Genomic DNA, 21,843 nt, shown 5'->3' with positions numbered 1-21,843 from the left:
CGGACTCCGGTGTCGCTGCCGCCTGAAATCGAGCCACTTTGGCTCGGCCATGACCGTCGTCATCTTCTGACGGTCAGACGCTGAAACCGGCGTGCCGGGCGGCGGAAGAAGTTTTGTGCGAGCCGACGGCAGGAGGGTCTTTCAGCGGCGGTGCCTACCGGCCTCGGCACGGCTTCGCGACCCTAGTCGATTCACTACCCGATTCCCAGCCCCGCATCCGCAGCAAAGGAACCACTCCGTGAAAATTGAACGTATTGAGGCCATCCCCTATTCGATCCCCTACGCGCGAGCGCTGAAGTTCGCCAGCGGTGAGGTGACCTCGGCCGCGCACGTGCTGGTCAGGATCTACACGGACACCGGCATCTGCGGCATCGCGGATACCCCGCCGCGACCCTACACCTACGGCGAAACGCAGGATTCGATCGTGTCGGTGGTGACCAAGGTTTTTGCTCCGCAGCTCATCGGGCTGGACCCGCTGGACCGCTCCAAGGTCCAGCAGCTGCTCCGCCGCACGGTCAACAACCCCACCGCCAAGGGGGCCCTAGACATTGCGCTCTGGGACGCTATTGGAATCTCACTGGGCACGCCGGTGCACAAACTACTGGGCGGCTTCACCGACAGCATGCGGGTCTCTCACATGCTGGGCTTCAAGCCCGCCGCCGAGCTCCTCGAGGAAGCGCTACGGTTCCGTGAAACTTATGGCATCAACACCTTCAAGCTCAAGACTGGCCGACGGCCGCTCTCCCTCGACGTCGAGGCCTGCAATGTGCTGCGGGAGGGCCTCGGTGAGGACACCGAGATCTACCTCGACGCCAACCGCGGATGGACGGCGAACGAGGCCATGGAGGTCCTCCGCCGGACCGAAGGTCTTGGCCTGTCCATGCTGGAGGAGCCGTGCGATGCCGGAGAGGCGATGGGCCGGCGCCGGCTTGTGCAGAGCTCCAGCATCCCAATCGTGGGCGACGAAAGCGTCCCCACCCTCGGCGACGTCTCCCGAGAATTGCTCTCGGGCGGCAGCAACGCGATCTGCATCAAGACCGCGCGCAGCGGTTTCACCGAAGCCAAACAGATCCTCGGCCTCTGCGAAGGCCTCGGCGTGGACGTCACGATGGGCAACCAGATCGACACCCAGGTCGGCAGCCTCGCGACGGTCACCTTCGGCGCGGCCTTTGAGGCCAGCTCCCGACGGGCCGGGGAGCTCTCCAACTATCTGGACATGACGGACGACCTGCTCACGGAGCCGCTCGAAATCAACGGCGGCGCCATCCTGGTCCGCGATGTCCCCGGGGTCGGGGCACGCATCGACGCCGACAAGCTGCAAAAGTACCGGCAGGACCAGGCCTGACGCGGCCGCATTCTGCCCTCAGAAAGTCCCACACCGCAAGGAGAACCACATGCTGTACCTGGTCCGGATGGATGTCAATATTCCACTTGACATGACCGAAGAACGCGCCAACACCATCAAAGCGGAGGAACGGGAGTATTCCCAAAAGCTCCAGCGCGACGGTCGCTGGGCGCATCTGTGGCGGGTCGTGGGCGAGTACTCCAACTACTCGGTGTTCGACGTCGTGGACAACGACGAGTTGCACATGCTGCTGTCCGGTCTGCCGCTCTTCCCCTACATGGACATAAAGGTCACGCCCCTAGCCAAGCACCCCTCCACCGCCGAATAGCCTTCATCTGCTGCCTATTGACGTGCTCGGCTTCCGTCTCCCGTCCGTCAGATGACCTGCATGCAAAAAGTCTTCGGCATAGGCATGCGGAAGACGCGGGGCGATCCATGCGAGTTTCCTGCGCTATTGGCCGGTGTGGACGGCTCGAGCATGTCACTTTTTGGCCTCTGCTTCACCGGCGCGGCAGCAACGCCGTGACCCGGGCGTTCTCCTGGCCGCGGTCTCGTGGGATGGCTGTGCACACGTTGGAAAGACGGGCGTCAGCCTTCCTGACTATCCGGCAGCCTGCAGGGTCGCTGGGATCTGTGCGGGCTGCGGAGGTTCATCCCTCCGATTGGGGGTGCACTCACGCCGCCCGAACGAGTGATTCCGGGGGCCGAACCGGCAAATCTAGACTTCTTTAAGGCCTTGTGATGTGCAGCACTTCAACGTCCGAGGCACCCGCCCCACCTGAGGAATCAAACCCGTGCACGAAGTTTCAATTATCGGAGCCGGACATAGCGACACGCTGCTGCTGGCCGTCGGGCTGACCAAATGTGGAGGTAGAACCGGACGACTTCGGGGTCGGTGGGCCTTGTTCCCATGTCCCTGCTGAGGTCGGCGACCCGTCCGTTGCTGCGATTTTCTCGACGTTGTCGATGGCGGGTTTGCTCTCGAGTTGGGGGATGCACGGTGCTGTGACGTTGCCGGAGGTGAGGTTTTCCGGCTGTGGGAGTGTCCCCCCATCGGCCGGCGCAGCTGGTGCCACCTGCGACCCTGAACCCGGTTGGTAGAAGCGGACGGATCGGGGTGCGAGTCCGGCCTGCCCGGGGGTGTCGATGTGGGCGATGAAGACCGGTGGCCCCTGCGTCAAGGATGCGTTGGATGGCCGAAGCCCTGAGCTCTTCCACGCGCTCGGCAGCGGTCCAGGCCTCTGGTTCCAGGGCATGAACCACAGCGCGACGATGTCCCGCCGGCGCGGCTACTCCGCGAGGGGCAGCTTGATGACGGAGACCAGCTTGTCATGGCCGCCGCACGCGCGTTCGGCGGCCGCAGGCTGCTCGGTGGTTTCTGCAGAACTGACCGCGGCCGAGGCCACCGGTTGAGTCTAGCGTGTTGCCTTCGGTGGGATGACCTTCACGGTAAGTTCCGCACCATCTGCGCCAGATGGAGCCCTGCTCGCCTGGGTCTGGCGTCCTGAAGCCAGCAGGAGTACCGTCGGTTGGAGAAACGGCAGCGATCGGCCGCAGCGCACTCGTCAAGGGCCAAGTCAAGCCGGCGTTGGTCTCTTGAAGGGGCCGAAATGGCTGGATGGAATGCTGATACGGCGGCCGGTCCGTTGGGGGCCGGGGCGGTCACCTTAGTCGAGGGATCGTCCTTCTGTATCTCCTCGCAGAATGGGGATATCCATGCCGAACTTCCACACGGTCTTTTCGTCCACGACACCCGCATCCTGTCCGGCTGGGGGCTCACCGTCAACGGCCAGCCGCTGGAGTCGCTGGCAGCTGAGACGAAGGAGCCGTACCGGGCGCTGTTCGCTGGGCGCGTTCCCCGCACGGACGGGCATGCGGACAGCTCGTTGATCGTGGAGCGGCTTCGCGAAGTGGGGCCCGGGATCCAGGAGCAGATCACCATTCGCAATTACTCCCTGGAGCCGGCCGAATGCGTGATCGCCCTGAAGGTTGAGGCGGATTTCGCGGACCTTTTCGAGGTTAAGGAGGCGCGAATCCAGCGGCGCTGGGACGAAACCCGCCAAGTCGACGGCGACGCGCTCACCATCCGGGCCGTCTGGGAAAATATCCGGAATGGAGTCGCCATCCAGGCCCCCGGAGCAGACATTACGCCGGAGGCCCTCACATACCGGGTGACCGTCCCGCCGCACAGCCACTGGAGCACTATCTTGACCGTCGTGCCCGGCATCGAGGGAGCCAGCCGCGGGGCGGCTTTCGTCCATCCTGAACGGGAGGGACTATCTCCCCGGGACCGGCGCCGGAGGGAGTGGGTTGCTAAAATTCCGGTGCTGCAGATGGGAAACCGGTCCATCGAGCGGACCCTGCGGCGCAGTTATGACGATTTGGGAGCCCTGCGCATCGAGGACCCGAACCATCCGGACCGTGTTGTGGTCGCCGCGGGCGCGCCCTGGTTCATGACTCTGTTCGGCCGGGACTCGCTGTGGGCCTCGCATATGGCGCTGCCCGTGGATCCCTCCCTGGCCCTGGGCACGCTACAGACCCTGGCGGACCGCCAGGGCACTGTGGTGGACCCGATGAGCGAGGAGGAACCGGGCAAGATCCTGCACGAGGTCCGGCTCGATGTCTCCAGCGGATTGTCCTTGGGCGGTAAGTCCACCTACTACGGTAGCGTCGACGCGACTCCGTTGTTTGTAATGATCCTCGGCGCGGTCAGTCGCTGGGGGTTCGCCAAGGACACCATCACCGCGCTGCTGCCCCATGCGGACCGTGCACTCGACTGGATCCGGGACTACGGGGACAAGGACGGTGACGGGTTCGTCGAGTACGAGCGCCTCAACGACCGGGGGCTCATCAACCAGGGCTGGAAGGACTCCTGGGACGGGATCAACTTCGCCGACGGAACCCTGGCCGAGCCGCCGATCGCGCTCTGCGAAGTCCAAGCCTATGTATACGCTGCTTACTCATCGCGTGCATGGATGGCGTACGACGCCGGTGACGCTGCCTTGGCGGAAGAGTTCACTGATCGGGCCGCGCAGCTAAAGAAACGGTTCAACGAGGAATTCTGGATGCCCGAGCGTGGGTATTACGCCGTCGCCCTCGACGGCAAAAAGCGGCAGGTCGACGCGTGCGCCTCCAACATGGGCCACTGCCTGTGGCACGGCCTTATCGACGAGGACAAGGCGCCGTACGTGGCCGAACGGCTGATTTCCCCTGAAATGTTCAGCGGCTGGGGCGTACGCACCCTGGCAAGCGACATGGGCGCCTACAACCCCGCTAGCTACCACAACGGCTCCGTCTGGCCCCACGACAACGCCATCATCGCCGCCGGCCTGCTGCGCTACGGCTTCATAGCTGAGGCACAACGGATCGCCACAGCCCTGTTGGAGGCTGCCGACCAGTCGAACGGCCGGCTGCCAGAGCTGTTCTGCGGCTTCAGCCGTGACCAGTTCGCCGCCCCGGTGCCCTACCCCACCGCCTGCTCACCCCAGGCGTGGGCAGCGACCACACCGATCCTGCCCGTGACGAGCCTGATGCGGTATGACACGCACGTGTCCCGCGGAGGGTTCTGGATGGATCCCGTGCTCCCGAAGTCCTACGGCGACCTGCACATCACCAACGCGCCCCTGGCCGGCGGCCGGATCACCATCGACATCGCCGATTCCGTCCCCACCGTGCAGGGACTACCTGAAGGCATCGTGTTCCACCGCGGGCACAGGACCTGGATGACAGAACTCGTGGAGCAGGCCAAACTGCACCCGAAGACGTAGCGGGCAGAGCCCTTTCCCCTCGGGCTAACGACCCCGGGGGCATTTTCACTCCGGCCGTCACTCTCATTGCGGATGGACCAGAAAGGGGTGCGCAGGATCGCTGCAGTTGCTGACGCAGCCAACGGTGCTGGCCGTGCAACGAACGGCGCTTTATCCGGAAATCTGGATAAACGCGGATGCTTCGGGATACAGGCTGACGTGACGGCAATTCCCCACGGTGTCTCATGAGACACCCCGATTAGCACATAAGGAGAAGGGAAAGCGGCTTCCAAGCGCTGCCTCCAGCGGGCGGATTTCCTTAAGATCGTTCAGGCCGCCAAGGCCGAGGCAGAAGAATCTGCACAGACGAGCCGGCGTCCCGCCGCTGAACTTTAGTCTGCGGTTTGTTGGGCGATGGTGCGGGCGAGACGCTAGCAACCGGCGAGTCGTGGGTGGTTCTGGTTCAAGCCGTCACGCCGGTCCTGAATCAAACTGCCACATTCAAAAGGACGCAACACATCTCGGTTACGTGAGCCAATTCCTCGACGTGATCGGCTCCGGCCTCCAGTCGAATACGCATGACCCAACTTTGCCACACCCCGGGCGGCGACCGGGACACAGAAACGACCCATCGAGGTCCTTCCCCAACGGCAGAGTCAAAGCGGACAGGAGGCGCTCTTGATGCCCCTCGATACGACGGAGACTGGGACAACCCGAACCAAGTTCCAACTAGGCAAAGTCCCTCAAGCTCGGACATGCGGTGACTCAGCAGGCAGTGGAATTCTACCTGGACAGGCCTTGAGATTCTGCTTTGTGCATACCCACCTCCTAACTCAACAATGAGCGGCGCAAAATCTAGGGGATGGGTCTCGCAGCCCTGCCGCGCCTGATTCCAAGGCAAAGCGCTTGTTCAGCGGGAACTTTGGCCACCCATCCCTGAGATAAGAGGTGGTGCCGACCCTGGCTATCCTCAGGTGGGGCATATGCATCACGGGGGAGAGCGCCTCACTCTCCGGGCCCATCCGGTCGCCGGTCGCGGCCAAGTAGGTGGTTTCCCGGGCATCGTCACGGCGTCGCTGTCACAGATCGGTCGCGGGCGGTGTCTTCATGTCGTAGGACCCAGAACCGACCCGCAGGAGGAGTCATGACCAGCAGCATCCCGGCCGCAGAGATCACCGGTTTCTACGGCGCACTCATCAAGAAGTTCAGCGCGAAGATGTTTGGCAAAGTCCCGGAGTCGCTGGGCGTTATGTGGCACAACCCGCCCGTGCTCAAGGCGTCCATGGGCATGGGGCAGAAGCTGCAGAAGTGGAACAGCTGTGACGAGTCGCTGAAGTCCTACGCGCACATGGCTGTGGCCTCACTCATCGGTTGCACGTGGTGCCTGGACTTCAACTACTTCATGGCCCACAACCATGGCCTCGACCTGGACAAGGCACAGCAGATCCCGCGCTGGCGTGATTCCGGGGTCTTCACGCCCCTGGAGCGGGACGTGCTGGAATATGCCGAAGCGATGAGCACGACCCCCGTAACGGTCACTGACGAGCTCGCTTCCCGGCTGCTGGAGCAGCTCGACGCAGCGGCCCTAGTTGAGCTGACCAGCGTGATCGGCTACGCCAACCTCACGACCCGCGGCAACGTCGCCCTCGGCATTGAGTCCGAGGGTTTCGCGGATGCCTGTGGCTTGAAGCCGCTCGCGGCACGAAGCGGCGCGCGGTAGCGTGGCGGGCATGAGCAGCTCCGGCGTCGCCGACAGCTTGGACCTTTTCGTCACCCATCGCAGCCTGCTCTTCACCGTCGCCTACGAGATGATCGGCTCCGCCGCCGATGCCGAGGACGTGGTGCAGGAGGCCTGGCTGCGGTGGTCTGACCTGGGCCCCGGTGCCCGCGCTGAGGTGCGTGACCCGCGGGCCTATTTCGTCCGTATCGTCACCCGCCAAGCGCTCAACCGCCTCCGCGCGCTGTCACGACGGCGGGAGGATTACGTCGGGGAATGGCTGCCCGAGCCCCTGCTCACCGCGCCGGATGTCGCCGAGGACGTGGAACTGGCCGAAAGCGTCTCGATCGCCATGCTCACGGTTCTCGAATCCCTCACCCCTGTGGAGCGGGCGGTCTTCGTACTACGGGAGGTTTTCGCCGTGCCCTACGAGGAGATTGCCGAGGCCGTGGGCAAGTCAGCGGCCGCCGTGCGCCAGATCGTCAGCCGTGCGCGCTCTCATGTGGCCGCGCGCCGCCCCCGCATGCGCGTGGATCGCAGCGAGCAGCAGGAAGTCGTCGAACGGTTTCTGGCGGCGGTCACCACCGGGGATGTGCAGGGCTTGATGGATGTGTTGGCGCCTGACGTCGTACTCATCGCCGACGGCGGCGGCGTCGCGCAGGCGGTTCGGGTGCCGGTGTACGGTGCGAAGAAGGTAACAAATCTGCTGCGGTCCTTCCCGGAGGCCGCGCTCAACCCGAGAATCGCTCTGCTCTGGCTCAACGGCGGCCTCGGCATCCGGATCGACGACGAAGCGGGCGGTCCGTCACTCATTAGCCTGGTGGTGGAGGACGGCAGGATCGCACGAATCTTCGCCATGCGGAACCCGGACAAGCTCGGCCACTTGGAGGAGGAGACCCGGCTGGCGCGTTAGCCAGGACGCCGTGCTCGTGTACTGGTTCAAGCAAGGCGCGGTTTCCGCTATGATTGGTTGTTGGCCCGACCGCTGAAATTTGCAAATGGCAGCAACGGACCACCTCCATTCATACCTGGCAGCTGGCAAAATCCAGCTGCGTGAACAAAAGGTCCCATTATGAAGTCTGATATCCACCCGAAGTACGAAGCTGTTGTATTCAACGACCTGGCTTCCGGCGTCAAGTTCCTGACCAAGTCCACCGTGTCTTCTTCCAAGACCATCGAGTGGGAAGACGGCAACACCTACCCGGTCATCGACGTCGAAATCTCCTCGGAGTCCCACCCGTTCTACACGGGCAAGCAGCGCATCATGGACTCTGCAGGCCGCGTCGAGCGCTTCAACGCTCGCTTCAAGGGCTTCGGCGGCAAGAAGTAATCAACTTCACCTCCAAGCTTCTGTGAAAGCCCGCACCCGCCGCATCATCGGTGGCTGCGGGCTTTTGCGTTTTCCGGCAGGATGGAAGCCATGACTTCCAGCATGCCTTTCGAGCAAGACGAACCCAGGCTCCATGGTGAATACAAGGTCCCCGGCGGCAAGCTCGTGGTGGTCGACCTCGACGTCGTGGACGGGCGGTTCGCGCACGTCTCGCTGAGCGGGGACTTCTTCCTGGAACCGGACGAGGCCCTGCTGGACATCAACCGGGCGGTCACGGGGCTTCCGGAAGGTTCGACGCCGGCAGAGATTTCCGCCGCCGTCACCGCCGCACTGCCTGCCGATACGGTCCTGTTCGGATTCTCCGCCGACGCCGTCGCCGTAGCGGTCCGCAGGGCGCTGTCCAAGGCCAGCGGGTGGGCGGACCACCAGTGGGAGGTCATCCCGCCGTCGGTCCTTCCCACGCACCTCAACGTAGCGCTGGACGAGGTCCTCACCGAGCAGGTCGGGGCCGGTCTCCGCAAGCCCACTCTGCGCTTCTGGGACTGGGAAGAGCCGTCAGTGGTGATCGGCAGCTTCCAGTCTTTCCGCAACGAGGTGGATCCCGACGGCGTCGCGCGCCACGGCATCACGGTGGTCCGCCGCATCAGCGGCGGGGGAGCCATGTTCATGGAGGCCGGAAACTGCATCACCTATTCGCTCTATGTGCCACAGAGCCTCGTGGATGGCATCAGCTTTGCCGACTCCTACGCGTTCCTGGACGCGTGGGTCATGGCTGCCCTGGAAAAACTGGGCATTACCGCGTTCTATGTTCCGCTCAATGACATCGCCACCGAGCAGGGAAAGATCGGCGGTGCAGCGCAAAAGCGCCTCGCCAACGGCGGCATGCTGCACCACGTCACCATGAGCTACGACATCGACGCCGACAAGATGGTCGAGGTCCTGCGCATCGGCAAGGAAAAGCTTTCCGACAAAGGCACCCGCAGCGCAAAGAAGCGCGTGGACCCACTCCGCCGGCAAACCGGCTTGGCGCGGACGGAAATCATCAAAGCCATGCAAGAGGTCTTCACCGAGCGCTACGGCGCCGCGGAGTCCTGCATCACCGACGCCGAACTGGGAACGGCCCGGGAGCGGGTGCAGTCAAAGTTCGGTACCGAAGAATGGCTGCACCGTGTCCCTTAACTGCCGGTGTCCCTTAACTGCCGGTGTTCCTTAACTGCGGGGTGTTCCCTAGTTACCTGGCCCGGTACGCATCCACTGCCTGTTCCATGACCGGACCGTAGAGCGGCCATGAATCGGCGGGAACCGCCACGATGAGGACGCTGCTGCCCTTGCTGCCCGCTACGAGGCAAGCTATCTCACGGTAGCGGTTGTTGCCGACATGGGTCACATAGCTGTCCTCCACGCAGGAACCCGTACCTCCGCGGAAAGCCATACCGGTTCGCTCGGCGATTTTGGTGGGTGGCGAGGAGTTCTCGTCCGCCAGGTGATCGAGCCTGAAGGTGTTCCAATTGTCCAGCGCCTCGCTGCCCTGCTGTGGCGTGGCGTTGAGATACATCCGCAGTTCGCCCGTTGACGACGAGACGGCCGCGGATACGCTGCCGGGGTCACTTTCCGCAGGCTTGGCGTCGGGTGGGACCGAAAGGACCCCCGTTCCGTCCGGAAGTTCCATGGTTTTCCACCCAGCCGGGGCAGGTGCTGCCGTGAACCACCCGAACGGCAACTCCGCAGACTGCACGGTGCTTGTCCCCGGGCTTTGAACAGACGAACTGCAAGCTGCGACGGCCAGCATCGCAACTATCCCGAGGGAGAGCCCGGCGAACCGCCTTATTTTGTCGCGACTTACCGCTCTACCGGTTTCCATCGCCGTCGTCCGGTCCGCCGTTATCGTCGCCGTCGCGGTCGCCGCCATTGGGGTGCCGCGGAGGCGGCGGGACCACCACCGGCGGCGCCGGTACCGGTGGCGGAACGACAGCGGGCGGCGCTGGGGGTGGCAGAACGACGGCGGGCGGAACGACGGCGGGTGGGGTACCAGGCGGCGCGACCGGCGTCGCCGTCGGCGCGGGTGACGGCGTGCTTGGGGCGGGCGTGGTGCTCGCTGGTGGGCTTGCAGGCACCGGAGCGGCCGGCTGTCCGCCGAAGCAGCCTCCGAGCAAAAGGGTGGTGCCCAGCGCTGCGGCGGCAAGCACGGGGCGAGGAAACTTCATGATGACCGTCCTCAAGAAAGGCCCATGCGGAGCGCAGGGCTTGCATCTAAAGACGATGCCGGCGATCCCCTTGGTTCAGGGCCAGCTCGTCAACCCCGGATCGCCGGCTCCCGCGTCAGCCCTGCTGCAGCGCTCCGGCTTCTTGATGCGAAGCACCGGCCGCTTGGGCCGTGAGGGCGCGGAACAAATGGCTGCGCTGCTCAATCACGATGCGCCGGAGCGCCCGCGGAGCTTCCATGCGGGCGCCCAGCCAATCGTCCGTGCGCCGAAGCACCGGATGATCTTCCGGAGCCATTCCGGTCTGCAGATCCTGGGCTGCGGGAAACAGGCCGCGCACAATCCGGCCCGCTATTTCGATGCTCCGGGACTGCCAGATATCCTCCAGGCAGTCGAAGTACGGTTCCGTGAAGCCATTCAGGAGCCCGGACGGGGCAAGGGAGAAACCTGCGATTGTCGCGCTCAGAATCTCGTTGGAGAGCCCGGTGTCGTTGACTGCGGCATTCCATGCGGCCGTCTTGACGGCGGCATCCGGGCGCGCAGCTGCAGCCAGCGCATGGCCTTCGCGTCCCGCCGCGGTGTGGTCGAGGGCGAGTTCGGCATCCAGTTCCGATAGCGTGGCCGCTCCGTTGGCTGCCAGTGCTTGCCACAGGCTCCACCGGAGATCCGCGTCCACTGTGAGCCCGTCCACTGTCACGCTTCCGGAGAGAATGCCGCGGAAGAACTCGACATACGCGCCGTCATGGCGCGACAACTCCGCCAGTGTCCTGGCCCACGCGAGTTGCTGGTCCGAACCCGGTGCGGAGGTCCGCAACTCCATCGCGCTGGCCGCCATCAGGCTCTCGCGGACCTCGTCCCGTTGCGGGGCCGGGACGTAGCGCTCGACGGCGGTCACCGCGTTGCCCAGAACGTTCAGGAGGACGCCGATTCCTGACTCTGCAGGGGCGAAGCGTTCGACGGCGGCGACGTACAGCGCCGCGGGGGTAACGGCGTCGCGCGCTGAATCCCACAGGGCTGTCCAGCACAACGCCCGGGCCATCGGATCGCTGAGCCGGTCCAAGGAGGAACGTACTGTTGCCTCGGACTCCGCGTCCAGGCGCACCTTGGCATAGCTGAGGTCGTCGTCGTTGACGAGAAGCAGGGCCGGGCGCGGCTTGCCCGCGAGTTCCTCCACCGCAGTGTCGGCACCTTCGAGGTCGAGCTCGATGCTCTCTGTGCGGAGCAATTGGCCGCCGTCGTCAAAGTTATAGAGACCGATCCTGAGCCTGTGCGGGCGGTCTTCCTGCTTGCCCGTGATGGGGTCCACAGAGTCCTGGCGTAGGGTGACTGCCTCCATGGCATCGCCGCTCCCGGAGATTTCGGCCGCAATAGTGGAGATCCCCGTGGTCTGCAGCCACTGGCGGGCCCACGTGCCAAGGTCCCGGCCCGATGCCGTGCCCAGGGCTTCGAGGAGGTCGGCCAGTGAGGTGTTGCCGTACTCGTGATCCTTGAAGTAGCGTCGCGAGCCGGCAATGAACGCCTCGAACCCGACGTAGGCCACCAATTGCTTGAGGACGGAAGCGCCCTTTGCATAGGTAATGCCGTCGAAGTTCTGCTTGGCGGCTTCCAGGTCGGGAATGTCCGCCACGATGGGGTGGGTCGTGGGCAATTGGTCCTGCACGTAGGCCCAGGACTTGCGCTTGTTCGCAAAATTAACCCAGGCGCTGTCCCAGTCCGTGGCCTTGTCCACGCCGAGGGTGCCCATGTAGTCGGCGAAGGATTCCTTGAGCCAGAGATCGTCCCACCAGGTCATGGTCACGAGGTCTCCGAACCACATGTGGGCCATCTCGTGCATGAGGGTGTTTGCGCGGGCTTGGTACTGGGCATCCGTGGCCCGCGAGGTGAAGACGTATTTCTCGGTGAAGGTGACCAGGCCGGGGTTTTCCATCGCACCAAGGTTGTACTCGGGCACGAACGCCTGATCGTACTTACCCCAAGGGTACGGATAGTCGAAAAGATCGTTGAAGAAGTCCAGGCCGTTCTTCGTCAGCCGGAAAAGCTCCGCGGCGTCGAAGGACTCCTGCATGGATGCGCGGCAGTAGAGCGCCAGCGGAACCTCAAGGCTGGTCCCGTCGTCGAGCGTCTTGCTCCAGTGGTCCGTAGCGCGGAAATAGGGACCGGCGAGGACGGTAGTGATGTAGGTGGACATCCGCTTGGTGGTGGCGAAGTCCCAACGGCTCGTTGCCGGATCGCTCGTCAGTTGCGTCCGGGCGAGCTCGGCGCCGTTGGAAGCCACCTGCCAGGCGGAAGGCGTCATGACGTGGAAGGTGAATTCGGCCTTCAGGTCCGGCTGTTCGAAGTTCGCGAAGACGCGGCGGGCGTCCGCCGGTTCGTATTGCGTGTAGAGGTAGCACTGCCCGTCGGCGGGATCGACGAAGCGGTGCATGCCCTCTCCGGACCGGCTGTAAAGGGCGGTCCCGGTGACCGTCACCTGGTTTTCGGCCTGGAGATTGTCGAGGTGGATCCTGTCGCCGTCCACTACCTCGGCTACGTCAAGCCCTTTTCCGTTGAGGAAGACGCTATGCACGCCGCCGTGGATGAAATCCAGGAAGGTGGAGGAACCAGGCTGTGCGGAAAAGTTGATGACGCTGCGGCTTGTGTACCCTGGCACGCCCGCATCGGCGGCTTGGCGGACGTCAAGGGAGACATCGTAGCTGTGGGTGCTGATCAGGGCTGAACGGGTGGCGGCTTCAGCGCGCGCCAAGTTGTGATTCGACACCCAGCTATCTAATCATGAGCAACACGGCGCCCAAGCCCAACAGTGCGATCAGGAACCAGGAGCCAAGCGCAACGAGCGCAGCGCGGCCACCGGTGTGCAACAGCGTGCGGACGCGGACCGCCGAACCCAGCCCGAACAGGGCCGAGGCGAGCAGGATGTCCTGGAGTGCTCCCGCGGCGTCCAGCACGCCCGGGCCCAACCAGCCCAAGGAACGCACGGCCACCATCGCGATGAACCCGAGCACGAAGAGCGGGACGATCGGCGGGAACTTGCCGCCGTCGTCGCTCGCTTCGGTGCAGTTGCGCGAGTTCCTACGCATTGACCATCGTTGCGTGAGCCCGGCTCCGGCAACGATGGGGGCCAGCAGGACCACCCTGGTCAGTTTCACGACGACGGCGAGCGCCAGCGCCACGGGACCGGCGGTCTGTGCCGTCGCGACCACCTGGCCGACGTCGTGCACGGAAGCGCCGGTCCAGGCGCCGCACGATGCCCGCCCGCATGTGGTGCTTGCCGGCGAAGTCCAGCCCCGGGCGGGCGCGTCCGGCAGCCCATGCCGCCGTCCCCGGTATATTTGCAGCTAACAAACCCAGCGCTACAGCGGCTGTCATGGCAGGGATGGGGGGAAGCAGCGCATGGACAATGAAGGCAAGTCCAGTGGCTGCCACTGCCATGACAATCCCGGCTCCCAATCGGGAGCCGGGTGCCGGGAAACGATTGGGGTGCATTCGTCAACCTTGATGCATGCAAGCGCTCAAATGCGAACCGGGTTCACACTTGGTGTCGCAACATGCAGAACGCGAAATGCGTTCGTAATCGAAAAGGTGATTGTCTGAATCCCATGTCAGAGCTATTCCGGGATTACTCCGAGGCCGCCGCCCGTTCCGGCGCCTACGACGAAATGTTCGCCCCAGGCACCATTGCCCGAAAGTCCTATGGCCAGGTGGACGGCGCACTTCGCGAGCTTTCGCTTGCCGATGTGAGCGCCCGTGCCGAGTCGATGGCGCGGACCTTCCTGGACCGGGGTGTGACCTTCGATTATGCGGGGGAGGAGAGACCCTTCCCGCTGGATATCGTGCCGAGGGTGATTCCGGCTGACGAATGGGATGTGCTTGAGCGTGGGGTCAAGCAGCGCGTCCGCGCCTTGGAGGCGTTCCTGGACGATGTCTACGGTCGGATGGCGGTGGTCGCTGACGGCGTAGTGCCGCGGGCATTGGTGACCACGAGCGCGCATTTCCACCGTGCCGTGCATGGTTTCGAGCCCGCCGGCGGCGTGCGCGTACATGTGTCCGGTATCGACGTCGTCCGCGATGCCGCGGGCACGTTCCGGGTCCTGGAGGACAACGTCCGGGTGCCTTCCGGGGTGTCCTACGTGTTGGAGAACCGGCGGGCGATGGCGAAGGGTCTGCCGGAGGCGTTCGGGCAACAGCACATCCGTCCGGTCGAGGAATACCCGCGCCGTCTGCTGTCGGCGTTGCGCAAGACCGCGCCGTCGGGGGTGGACGACCCCACAGTGGTGGTGTTGACGCCTGGAGTGTTCAACAGCGCCTACTTCGAACACACGCTGTTGGCCGGGTTGATGGGTGTTGAGCTGGTCGAGGGCAGGGACCTGATCTGCCGCGGAAACCGGGTCTACATGCGCACCACCGCCGGCGAGCAGCGGGTGGACGTCATTTACAAGCGGATCGATGACGAGTTCCTGGATCCGCTGCAGTTCCGCTCCGATTCCATGCTCGGCTGTCCGGGATTGGTGAACGCGGCCAGGGCAGGCGGGGTGACAATCGCGAACGCGGTGGGCAACGGTGTGGCCGATGACAAGCTGGTCTATTCCTACGTGCCGGACCTGATTCGTTACTACCTGCACGAAGAGCCCGTGATTGCCAACGTGGAGACTTTCCGGTTGGAAGAGAAGGAAGCCCGCGAACAGGTCCTCGACCGGCTCGAGGAACTCGTGGTCAAGCCAGTGGATGGTTCGGGAGGAAAGGGCCTGGTGATCGGTCCGGATGCTTCACGGGACGAGCTGGACGCTTTGAGGAAGCGGGTGTTGTCGGATCCGCGCGGCTGGATCGCGCAGCCTGTGTTGCAGCTATCCACCGTTCCGACGCTTTCGGGAGACCGCTTCGGCCCCCGGCACGTGGACTTGCGTCCGTTCGCGGTCAACGACGGCGACGACGTCTGGGTGCTGCCTGGCGGACTGACCCGGGTTGCGCTGAAGGAAGGCTCGCTGATCGTGAACTCTTCCCAAGGTGGCGGTTCCAAGGACACCTGGGTACTCTCGGACTCCCCGCAACTGCCGGCCGTCGAACTGCCGCGTTCCTCCATCACGGTGCGTGAACAGGTCTCGGTCTGGCCCGTCGAAAGCAACTGGCGGGACCGCCAATCGGACCAGCAGCAGTGATCCGTCACGTCATGGTGCCGGAGCAGGATACATTCATCGTCACAACGCAGGACCCGAAGGAGGCACAGCCCCATGCTGAGCCGTATTGCTGAATCCCTTTTCTGGATCGGCCGTTATGTGGAGCGTGCCGATGGAACGGCCAGAATCCTGGACGTCCATCTTGAACGCCTGAACCACCTTCCGCTCGAGGAACAACGCAGCGTGGCACGGGAACTCCTGGCCGTCATGGGAGCCCGGCCGCAGAGCGAAGAATTCGGCTTGCCGGAGCTGCTTCACGCCCTCGCGTACGACAAGACGAGTGCCACGTCCATTGCAGGTTCCTTGGGGGCTGCGCGTGAGAATGCGCGGCGGGCACGCGAGACCGTGTCCTCCTCATTGTGGGAGAGCCTCAACACGACGTACTACGGGCTGAACCAGCACCGTAAAGACGTCGTGGGTACGTACCGTTTCTGCAACTGGGTACTGGAGCGCACCGCCATGGTCAGGGGCCTCGCGGACACCACGGTGAGCCACGACGAAAGCTGGCTTTTCCTTGTCCTCGGACGCTCGCTCGAACGTGCAGACATGACCGCGCGGATGCTGTCCACCAGGGACGTCCTCTCCGCGGGAATGTCCTGGGTGAACATGTTGCGTTGCGCCGGAGCTTACGAGTCATTCCTTCGGACCCGCCGTGCGGCCTTCGGAGACCAGCACGCCGCCGAGTTCCTCCTGCTGGACCGTCTGTTCCCGCGCTCCATCGTCTTCGCCCTGCGCGACGCCGATGAGTGCCTCGCCAAGCTGGATCCCTCCGCACAGCGGGTGGGCTTCATCAATGACGCCCGTCGGATCGTCGGCCAGGCCCGTACCTTCCTCGAGTTCCATCGCACGGACGATCTCATGTCCGAGCTGCCCGAGCATATGGACCGGGTCCAGAAGGCCGTCACGCAGGCCTCCGACGCGATTTCCCGTAAGTACTTCAATCAGGCGGATGAACTGGCCTGGGTGGGAGAAGTTTCATGACCCGGCTGAGCATCGTCCACAAGACGGCCTACAAATACAACCGCCGTGTGACCCTGTCGTACAACGAGGCACGCATGACTCCGTTGACGGATCCGCAACAGGTGGTCCTCGAATCCTCGCTGAAGATCACGCCGTCGCAAGCTGCCGTGAGCACCTACCGCGATTATTGGGGCACCCGCGTTACCGCCTTCGACATGCAGATGCCGCACGAGCGCCTCGAAGTGGTGGCCACCACCACCGTTGAGGTCCACCGGGTGGAGCGTGTGGCCCTGGACGAAGAGATTGTGGGCTGGGACGTCATTGCTTCCGACGGGATCCGGGACCAGTTCAGCGACTGGTTGCCGCAGTCGCAGCTCAGCGGTCCGGGGGCGGAAGTCCTCGGCATCATCCCCGCCGTCGTGGCTGGCAAGAACCCGCACGAGACAGCCATGGCCATTTTCGACTGGATGCGCGGCGAAATGAGCTACGTCAAAGGCACTACGGGCGTTACCACCAACGCCGAGGAAGCCTGGAACCAGCGTCAGGGAGTCTGCCAGGACCTGGCGCACTTGGCCATCGGCTCGCTCCGCAGTTGCGGCATTCCGGCCAGGTACGTGTCCGGTTACATCCATCCGCGGCCCACGGCCGAGATCGGTGAAACGGTCGCAGGCCAATCCCACGCGTGGCTGGAGTGGTGGGACGGCGAATGGCGCAGCTGGGATCCGACCAACCACAAGCCTGCCGGAGATCTCCACGTCACCGTGGCGCGGGGCCGGGACTACCGGGATGTCCCTCCTTTGAAGGGCATCCTGTCCGGCGGCGGCGGTTCAGGCCTCACCGTGACGGTCGAGATCACGCGGCTCGCCTAGCAGGACTGCAGCCCTCCGCCTGGATTACCAGGGGGAGGGCTTGTAGTCCTTCAGGAAGACGCCGTACTGGTCTTCGCCGTTTTCGCCCATGACGATGGGATCGTAAACACGCGCCGCCCCGTCCACGAGGTCGAGGGGTGCGTGGAAGCCTTCCTCCATGAGCCGGACTTTGGTGTAATGCGGGCGTTCGTCCGTGATCCATCCGGTGTCGACGGCGGTCATCAGGATCCCGTCGCTGTCCAGCATTTCTTGTGCGCTGGTCCGCGTCATCATGTTCAACGCGGCCTTTGCCATGTTGGTATGCGGGTGCCCGGGGCCTTTGTAGGCGCGGGAGAACTGCCCCTCCATGGCTGAGACATTCACGATGTACTTCCTGCGGGCGGTGGAACGCTTCATCGCCCCGCGGAGCCGGCTCACCAACAAGAATGGCGCCGTGACATTGCAGAGTTGAACCTCAAGCATCTCAAGCGGATCGACTTCGTCCACCACTTGGGTCCAGCTGTTGATGGCCGCCAGATCGGGAACCAGGCCGCCGGCGTCGATCGCGGTGCCCGTCGCGATCCGCGCCAACGACGCGGAGCCCGTGGACAACGCGAGCGAGGTAATCGCATCACCGGCAAGCACCGGATGATCGGTGACGCTTTGGGTGATGGCCAACGGGTGCTTGTCGTGGGCATGGCCGAACGTGACGAGCTCCGGACCGCCATTGGCTGCCTGAAGGGCCTCAGGCAGTGGCTCATCCTCGGCATCCACCAGGGGCTTGTACGCATTCCCCGAACGCCGGACTGTCTGGGCGGCGTTGTTGATGATGATGTCGAGCGGGCCGGCTTCGTTAAGGGAGTCCGTAAGCGCCATGACCTGTGACGGATCCCGGAGGTCGATGCCCACAATCCTGAGCCGGTGCAACCAGTCCGCGCTGTCTTCCATGGCGGCGAAACGTCGTGCCGCGTCCTTGGGGAAGCGGGTGGTGATGGTGGTGTGCGCGCCGTCGCGGAGCAAGCGGAGGGCAATGTACATGCCGATCTTGGCGCGCCCACCCGTCAGGAGGGCACGGCGTCCGCTGAGGTCCGTGCGGGCATCGCGCTTACTGTGGCTGAAGGCCGCACACTCCGGGCACAACTGGTGGTAGAACGCGTCTACTTGCGTGTAGTGCTGCTTGCAGATGTAGCAGGGCCTGGACCGGATGAGGTGGCCCGCGATTTCGCCCGTGGCCGAGGTAGCCAGCTTGTTCCCGCGGGTTTCGTCGTCGATCCTGTCCGGGGCTGCGGTGGCGGTCAACGCAATGACAGCACGATCGGCTTCCGCGATCTCGTCCCGCTTGGTGACCCGGCGATGGCGCTTGACGGCCTTGAACATCTTTCCCGTGGCACGACGGATGGCGACGTAGTCCGGGTGCTCCTCGTCGTAGGCGTGGATGGTGTTCAAGACCTTGAGGCAGGCCTGGATCTCTTCAGGCGTCAAATCGGCGGGGCTCATTGGGTCAATTTTACAGGGTCGGGCACAGCAAGGCCTCCCGGGCGGCAGAGGCGGGAGGCCTGCTGTCGCCCGGGAGGCCGGGGGCTGTCCTAATTCCGGGGTTCCGGGTCAGACCTCTACCGAGGCAGCCTGGATTTTCGTGACCTGCTCGGCGGAGTCCCTGATGTCGGGGAACTTTTCGGTGGCGGCTTTGATCGCCTCCGGCACCGAGCGGCGGTGCTCGGCCGCCAGGGCGAGCTCGGAAGCGTCAGGTTCCGGTACCATCTGGCCCTTGGCGAGTACGGTGATTCCGGATTCGGTGACCTTGAAGCCGCGGGCGCGGTCGAGGTCGGCATCCAGGCCAATGGCAGCCCCTGCAGGGACTTTCACGTTCTTGTCGATGATGGCCCGCTTGATCACTGCGCCTTCACCGACGCGCACCTTGTCCATCAGCACCGAGTCCTGGATCCTGCTGGCCGGTCCAACGTAAACATCGTTGGAGAGGACGGACCCTTCCACGATTCCACCGGAGATTACCGAGCCGCTGGCCACGATGGAGTCCAAAGCGGTGCCGACCGTGTTGTTGTCGCCCCGGACAAACTTGGCCGGCGGCGAGATGCTCTGCCGCGTGTAGATGGGCCATTCCGAGTTGTACAGGTTGAACACGGGGACCGGGGAAATCAGGTCCATGTGGGCGTCATAGAACGAATCGATGGTTCCAACGTCGCGCCAGTACGTGCGGTCGCGGTCGGTGGAGCCGGGAATGTCGTTGAGCGTGAAGTCGTAGACGCCTGCCTCACCTTGGGACACGAAGTAGGGGATGATGTCACCGCCCATGTCGTGCTTGGTGTCCAGGCGCTCCGCATCGATGCGAAGTGCTTCCACCAGGGCGTCGGCGTCGAAGACGTAGTTGCCCATGGAGGCAAGGAACTGCGAAGGATCGGCGGCGAGGCCTTCCGTTTCGGCAGGCTTTTCCACGAACGCCGAAATCTTCTGCGGATCGTTCTTGTCGACCTCGATCACGCCGAACTGGTTGGCCATGTTCAGCGGCTGGCGGACGGCCGCAACTGTGGCCTTGGCGCCGCTGGCCACGTGCTGTTGGACCATCTGCTGGAAGTCCATGCGGTAAACGTGGTCCGCACCGACAACGACAACAATGTCGGGGTTGGCGTCGTGAATCAGGTTCAGGGACTGGTAGATGGCATTCGCGCTGCCAAGGAACCAGCTCTTGCCCACGCGCTGCTGGGCGGGAACCGAGGCCACATATCTTCCCAGCTGGGTGGACATCCGCCAGGTCTCGGAGATGTGGCGGTCAAGACTGTGCGATTTGTACTGGGTCAACACCACGATCTGGAGGTACCCGGAATTGACCAGATTCGAGAGAGCGAAATCGATCAATCGATACCCCCCCGCGAACGGCACGGCAGGTTTTGCCCTGTCTGCCGTCAATGGCATAAGGCGGTTTCCTTCGCCGCCAGCCAACACAATTGACAATACTTTCTTCAACGCCATGGTGTTTGCTCTCCCTGTACGTCTTTGTAGCCCCCGAAAAAAGCCCGGGTTGCCGGACCCTTTCACACTAGAACACATACTCCGGAAGGACTACGTTAGGTAGCGTGCGCGTAGACATTGTGACTAAAGAGTTTCCACCCGAAATCTATGGCGGGGCCGGTGTGCATGTTGCCGAGCTCAGCCGCGTCTTGGCGAAGCACGTGGATCTGCAGGTGCGTGCCTTCGGCGCGCCCCGTGATGCGGACTTCCACGGTGCAACGGTGACGTCGTATTCCACTCCGGATGATCTGGGGGCGGCGAATGCCGCCGTCCAGACCCTCGGGGTGGATTTGCGCATCGTGCCGGACATCGCCGGAGCGGACCTGGTCCATTCCCATACCTGGTACGCCAACATGGCCGGCCACCTGGCGTCGCTGTTGCATGGGATACCCCATGTGCTCAGCGCCCATAGCCTGGAGCCGTTGCGGCCGTGGAAAGCGGAGCAGCTGGGTGGTGGCTACGCGTTGTCCTCATGGGTTGAAAAGACCGCCTATGAGGCTGCCGCGGCTATCATCGCCGTCTCGGACGGCATGCGGAAGGACATCCTGCGCAGCTATCCGAACGTGGATCCCGCCAAGGTCCGGGTAGTCCACAACGGCATCGACGTCGACATGTGGCAGCCGGACGAAGGCGAAGACGCAATTCGTGCCCTCGGCATCGATCCCGCCAAGCCCAGTGTGGTCTTCGTTGGGCGCAACACCCGCCAGAAGGGCGTGCCCTACCTCCTGAAGGCGGCGGCCAGCCTGCCGGAAGATGTCCAGCTTGTGCTTTGCCTGGGCGCTGCGGACACCCCGGAACTCGCAGCGGAAACGGCCCGGCTCATCGAGGACCTGCAGGGCAAGCGCGAAGGTGTCCTGGTCATTGAACGCATGCTTCCGAGGCACGAGCTCATCCAGGTCCTCAGCCATGCCACGGCCTTCGCTTGCCCGTCGATCTACGAGCCCCTCGGCATCGTCAACCTCGAAGCCATGGCATGTGGCGCGGCCGTCGTGGCAAGTGCCACTGGCGGCATCCCCGAAGTGGTCCAGCACGGCGAAACGGGACTGCTAGTGGAACTCGAGCAGGTCACGGACGGTACCGGAACCCCGCTGGATCCCGAAAAGTTCGTCGCAGATTTCGCCGCTGCCCTCAACGAGGTTGTGTCCGATCCTGCGCGGGCCAAGGTCATGGGTGCCGCGGGCCGGGTCCGGGCCGAGGAGCACTTTTCCTGGGAATCGATCACCGAAACAACCCTCGAGGTCTATCGTTCAGTCCTCGCCCCCTGACCCTCCAAGCTTAGATCCCAACTAGTCCCCACCGCCCCCCTCGCCTCGCAAGCTCGGCCAGGGAACCTTGGCGGCGTGGGCCCCCGCAAAAGTGTCGTTTTGAGGACTCATAACGACAACAACTGCGAGTGAGTTGGGAAAGAACGACGACGGCGCCACACCCCCAGCAGCGGGAGTGCGGCGCCGTCGTCGTTAAAGGATTCGGCAACTGTTCACCGGCCTGTTACGGCACG

General features: G+C 63.9%; 17 protein-coding genes and 1 pseudogene. 12 read left to right on the top strand and 6 right to left on the bottom strand.

Annotation, left to right across the window (positions count from 1 at the left end):
* Nucleotides 1-238 precede the first annotated feature (238 nt).
* The 8 genes from ABEA18_RS19275 (at nucleotide 239) to lplAB (ending at nucleotide 9,317) form a co-directional block, all read left to right on the top strand.
* Nucleotides 239-1,345 (top strand): mandelate racemase/muconate lactonizing enzyme family protein, encoded by a 1,107-nt coding sequence (locus ABEA18_RS19275; RefSeq protein WP_345451835.1) that lies wholly within the window; start codon nucleotides 239-241, stop codon nucleotides 1,343-1,345.
* A gap of 49 nt (nucleotides 1,346-1,394) precedes the next feature.
* The gene (gene catC / locus ABEA18_RS19270; RefSeq protein WP_345451833.1) at nucleotides 1,395-1,673 is read left to right on the top strand and encodes a muconolactone Delta-isomerase; all 279 of its coding nucleotides are present in this window, start codon (nucleotides 1,395-1,397) and stop codon (nucleotides 1,671-1,673) included.
* Between the two features lie 827 nt (nucleotides 1,674-2,500).
* Complete coding sequence (locus tag ABEA18_RS19265) at nucleotides 2,501-2,758, top strand: hypothetical protein (RefSeq protein ID WP_345451831.1); 258 nt, start codon at nucleotides 2,501-2,503, stop codon at nucleotides 2,756-2,758.
* A 197-nt stretch (nucleotides 2,759-2,955) separates the two neighbouring features.
* Nucleotides 2,956-5,112 carry an amylo-alpha-1,6-glucosidase gene (locus tag ABEA18_RS19260; protein WP_345451829.1) on the top strand — a complete coding sequence of 719 codons (2,157 nt, stop codon included), beginning with the start codon at nucleotides 2,956-2,958 and terminating at the stop codon, nucleotides 5,110-5,112.
* 1,123 nt (nucleotides 5,113-6,235) lie between these two features.
* A complete protein-coding gene (locus ABEA18_RS19255; protein ID WP_345451827.1) occupies nucleotides 6,236-6,811 on the top strand; it encodes a carboxymuconolactone decarboxylase family protein in 576 nt (191 codons plus the stop codon).
* A 10-nt stretch (nucleotides 6,812-6,821) separates the two neighbouring features.
* On the top strand, nucleotides 6,822-7,721 hold the full coding sequence (locus tag ABEA18_RS19250; protein ID WP_345451825.1) for an RNA polymerase sigma-70 factor: 900 nt from the start codon (nucleotides 6,822-6,824) through the stop codon (nucleotides 7,719-7,721).
* A 159-nt stretch (nucleotides 7,722-7,880) separates the two neighbouring features.
* Nucleotides 7,881-8,138: a type B 50S ribosomal protein L31 gene (locus ABEA18_RS19245; RefSeq protein WP_009358283.1), complete on the top strand. Its 258-nt coding sequence runs from the start codon at nucleotides 7,881-7,883 to the stop codon at nucleotides 8,136-8,138.
* A gap of 81 nt (nucleotides 8,139-8,219) precedes the next feature.
* Complete coding sequence (gene lplAB, locus ABEA18_RS19240; protein WP_425550554.1) at nucleotides 8,220-9,317, top strand: lipoate-protein ligase LplAB; 1,098 nt, start codon at nucleotides 8,220-8,222, stop codon at nucleotides 9,315-9,317.
* A 52-nt stretch (nucleotides 9,318-9,369) separates the two neighbouring features.
* On the opposite strand, the gene ABEA18_RS19235 is transcribed toward lplAB, so the two are convergent.
* The 4 genes and pseudogenes from ABEA18_RS19235 to ABEA18_RS19220 form a co-directional block, all read right to left on the bottom strand.
* Nucleotides 9,370-9,807: a hypothetical protein gene (locus ABEA18_RS19235; protein WP_345451821.1), complete on the bottom strand. Its 438-nt coding sequence runs from the start codon at nucleotides 9,805-9,807 to the stop codon at nucleotides 9,370-9,372.
* A gap of 178 nt (nucleotides 9,808-9,985) precedes the next feature.
* A complete protein-coding gene (locus ABEA18_RS19230) occupies nucleotides 9,986-10,342 on the bottom strand; it encodes a hypothetical protein (protein ID WP_345451819.1) in 357 nt (118 codons plus the stop codon).
* Nucleotides 10,343-10,457: 115 nt separating this feature from the next.
* Nucleotides 10,458-13,097, bottom strand: a complete 2,640-nt coding sequence (gene pepN / locus ABEA18_RS19225; RefSeq protein WP_345451817.1) for an aminopeptidase N — start codon at nucleotides 13,095-13,097, stop codon at nucleotides 10,458-10,460.
* A 4-nt stretch (nucleotides 13,098-13,101) separates the two neighbouring features.
* Nucleotides 13,102-13,822: pseudogene (locus tag ABEA18_RS19220) on the bottom strand (putative sulfate exporter family transporter).
* 113 nt (nucleotides 13,823-13,935) lie between these two features.
* On the opposite strand from ABEA18_RS19220, the gene ABEA18_RS19215 reads away from it, so the two are divergent.
* The 3 genes from ABEA18_RS19215 to ABEA18_RS19205 all read left to right on the top strand — a co-directional run bounded on the left by ABEA18_RS19215 (nucleotide 13,936) and on the right by ABEA18_RS19205 (nucleotide 17,339).
* A complete protein-coding gene (locus tag ABEA18_RS19215) occupies nucleotides 13,936-15,492 on the top strand; it encodes a circularly permuted type 2 ATP-grasp protein (protein WP_345451815.1) in 1,557 nt (518 codons plus the stop codon).
* 72 nt (nucleotides 15,493-15,564) lie between these two features.
* Complete coding sequence (locus ABEA18_RS19210; protein ID WP_078108851.1) at nucleotides 15,565-16,491, top strand: alpha-E domain-containing protein; 927 nt, start codon at nucleotides 15,565-15,567, stop codon at nucleotides 16,489-16,491.
* Nucleotides 16,488-17,339: a transglutaminase family protein gene (locus tag ABEA18_RS19205; protein ID WP_345451814.1), complete on the top strand. Its 852-nt coding sequence runs from the start codon at nucleotides 16,488-16,490 to the stop codon at nucleotides 17,337-17,339. The genes ABEA18_RS19210 and ABEA18_RS19205 overlap by 4 nt, the downstream gene beginning before the upstream one ends.
* 24 nt (nucleotides 17,340-17,363) lie before the next feature.
* Here ABEA18_RS19205 and ABEA18_RS19200 read toward each other — a convergent pair whose 3' ends face one another.
* Both ABEA18_RS19200 and glgC read right to left on the bottom strand, forming a co-directional pair.
* Nucleotides 17,364-18,815, bottom strand: coding sequence for an SDR family oxidoreductase (locus tag ABEA18_RS19200; RefSeq protein ID WP_236811062.1), 1,452 nt, complete (start codon nucleotides 18,813-18,815; stop codon nucleotides 17,364-17,366).
* Nucleotides 18,816-18,923: 108 nt separating this feature from the next.
* Nucleotides 18,924-20,306 (bottom strand): glucose-1-phosphate adenylyltransferase, encoded by a 1,383-nt coding sequence (glgC, locus tag ABEA18_RS19195; protein ID WP_345451812.1) that lies wholly within the window; start codon nucleotides 20,304-20,306, stop codon nucleotides 18,924-18,926.
* A 104-nt stretch (nucleotides 20,307-20,410) separates the two neighbouring features.
* Here glgC and glgA point away from each other — a divergent pair, with 104 nt between their 5' ends.
* Complete coding sequence (gene glgA / locus ABEA18_RS19190) at nucleotides 20,411-21,610, top strand: glycogen synthase (protein WP_345451810.1); 1,200 nt, start codon at nucleotides 20,411-20,413, stop codon at nucleotides 21,608-21,610.
* Nucleotides 21,611-21,843 lie beyond the last annotated feature (233 nt).

Source organism: Arthrobacter gyeryongensis (genome assembly GCF_039543785.1).
Taxonomy (GTDB): Bacteria; Actinomycetota; Actinomycetes; order Actinomycetales; family Micrococcaceae; genus Arthrobacter; species Arthrobacter gyeryongensis.
The sequence above is the reverse complement of the archived record's forward strand: the minus strand, read 5'-3'. Positions and strand labels throughout refer to the sequence as shown.

What these genes read in the sequence shown, in the direction of transcription:
- catC (WP_345451833.1), top strand. Translation starts at nt 1,395, where the DNA reads ATGCTGTACCTGGTCCGGATGGATGTCAATATTCCACTTGACATGACC.
- ABEA18_RS19265 (WP_345451831.1), top strand. Translation starts at nt 2,501, where the DNA reads ATGAAGACCGGTGGCCCCTGCGTCAAGGATGCGTTGGATGGCCGAAGC.
- ABEA18_RS19260 (WP_345451829.1), top strand. Translation starts at nt 2,956, where the DNA reads ATGGCTGGATGGAATGCTGATACGGCGGCCGGTCCGTTGGGGGCCGGG.
- ABEA18_RS19255 (WP_345451827.1), top strand. Translation starts at nt 6,236, where the DNA reads ATGACCAGCAGCATCCCGGCCGCAGAGATCACCGGTTTCTACGGCGCA.
- ABEA18_RS19250 (WP_345451825.1), top strand. Translation starts at nt 6,822, where the DNA reads ATGAGCAGCTCCGGCGTCGCCGACAGCTTGGACCTTTTCGTCACCCAT.
- ABEA18_RS19245 (WP_009358283.1), top strand. Translation starts at nt 7,881, where the DNA reads ATGAAGTCTGATATCCACCCGAAGTACGAAGCTGTTGTATTCAACGAC.
- lplAB (WP_425550554.1), top strand. Translation starts at nt 8,220, where the DNA reads ATGGAAGCCATGACTTCCAGCATGCCTTTCGAGCAAGACGAACCCAGG.
- ABEA18_RS19235 (WP_345451821.1), bottom strand. Translation starts at nt 9,807, where the DNA reads ATGGAACTTCCGGACGGAACGGGGGTCCTTTCGGTCCCACCCGACGCC.
- ABEA18_RS19230 (WP_345451819.1), bottom strand. Translation starts at nt 10,342, where the DNA reads ATGAAGTTTCCTCGCCCCGTGCTTGCCGCCGCAGCGCTGGGCACCACC.
- ABEA18_RS19215 (WP_345451815.1), top strand. Translation starts at nt 13,936, where the DNA reads ATGTCAGAGCTATTCCGGGATTACTCCGAGGCCGCCGCCCGTTCCGGC.
- ABEA18_RS19210 (WP_078108851.1), top strand. Translation starts at nt 15,565, where the DNA reads ATGCTGAGCCGTATTGCTGAATCCCTTTTCTGGATCGGCCGTTATGTG.
- ABEA18_RS19205 (WP_345451814.1), top strand. Translation starts at nt 16,488, where the DNA reads ATGACCCGGCTGAGCATCGTCCACAAGACGGCCTACAAATACAACCGC.
- ABEA18_RS19200 (WP_236811062.1), bottom strand. Translation starts at nt 18,815, where the DNA reads ATGAGCCCCGCCGATTTGACGCCTGAAGAGATCCAGGCCTGCCTCAAG.
- glgC (WP_345451812.1), bottom strand. Translation starts at nt 20,306, where the DNA reads ATGGCGTTGAAGAAAGTATTGTCAATTGTGTTGGCTGGCGGCGAAGGA.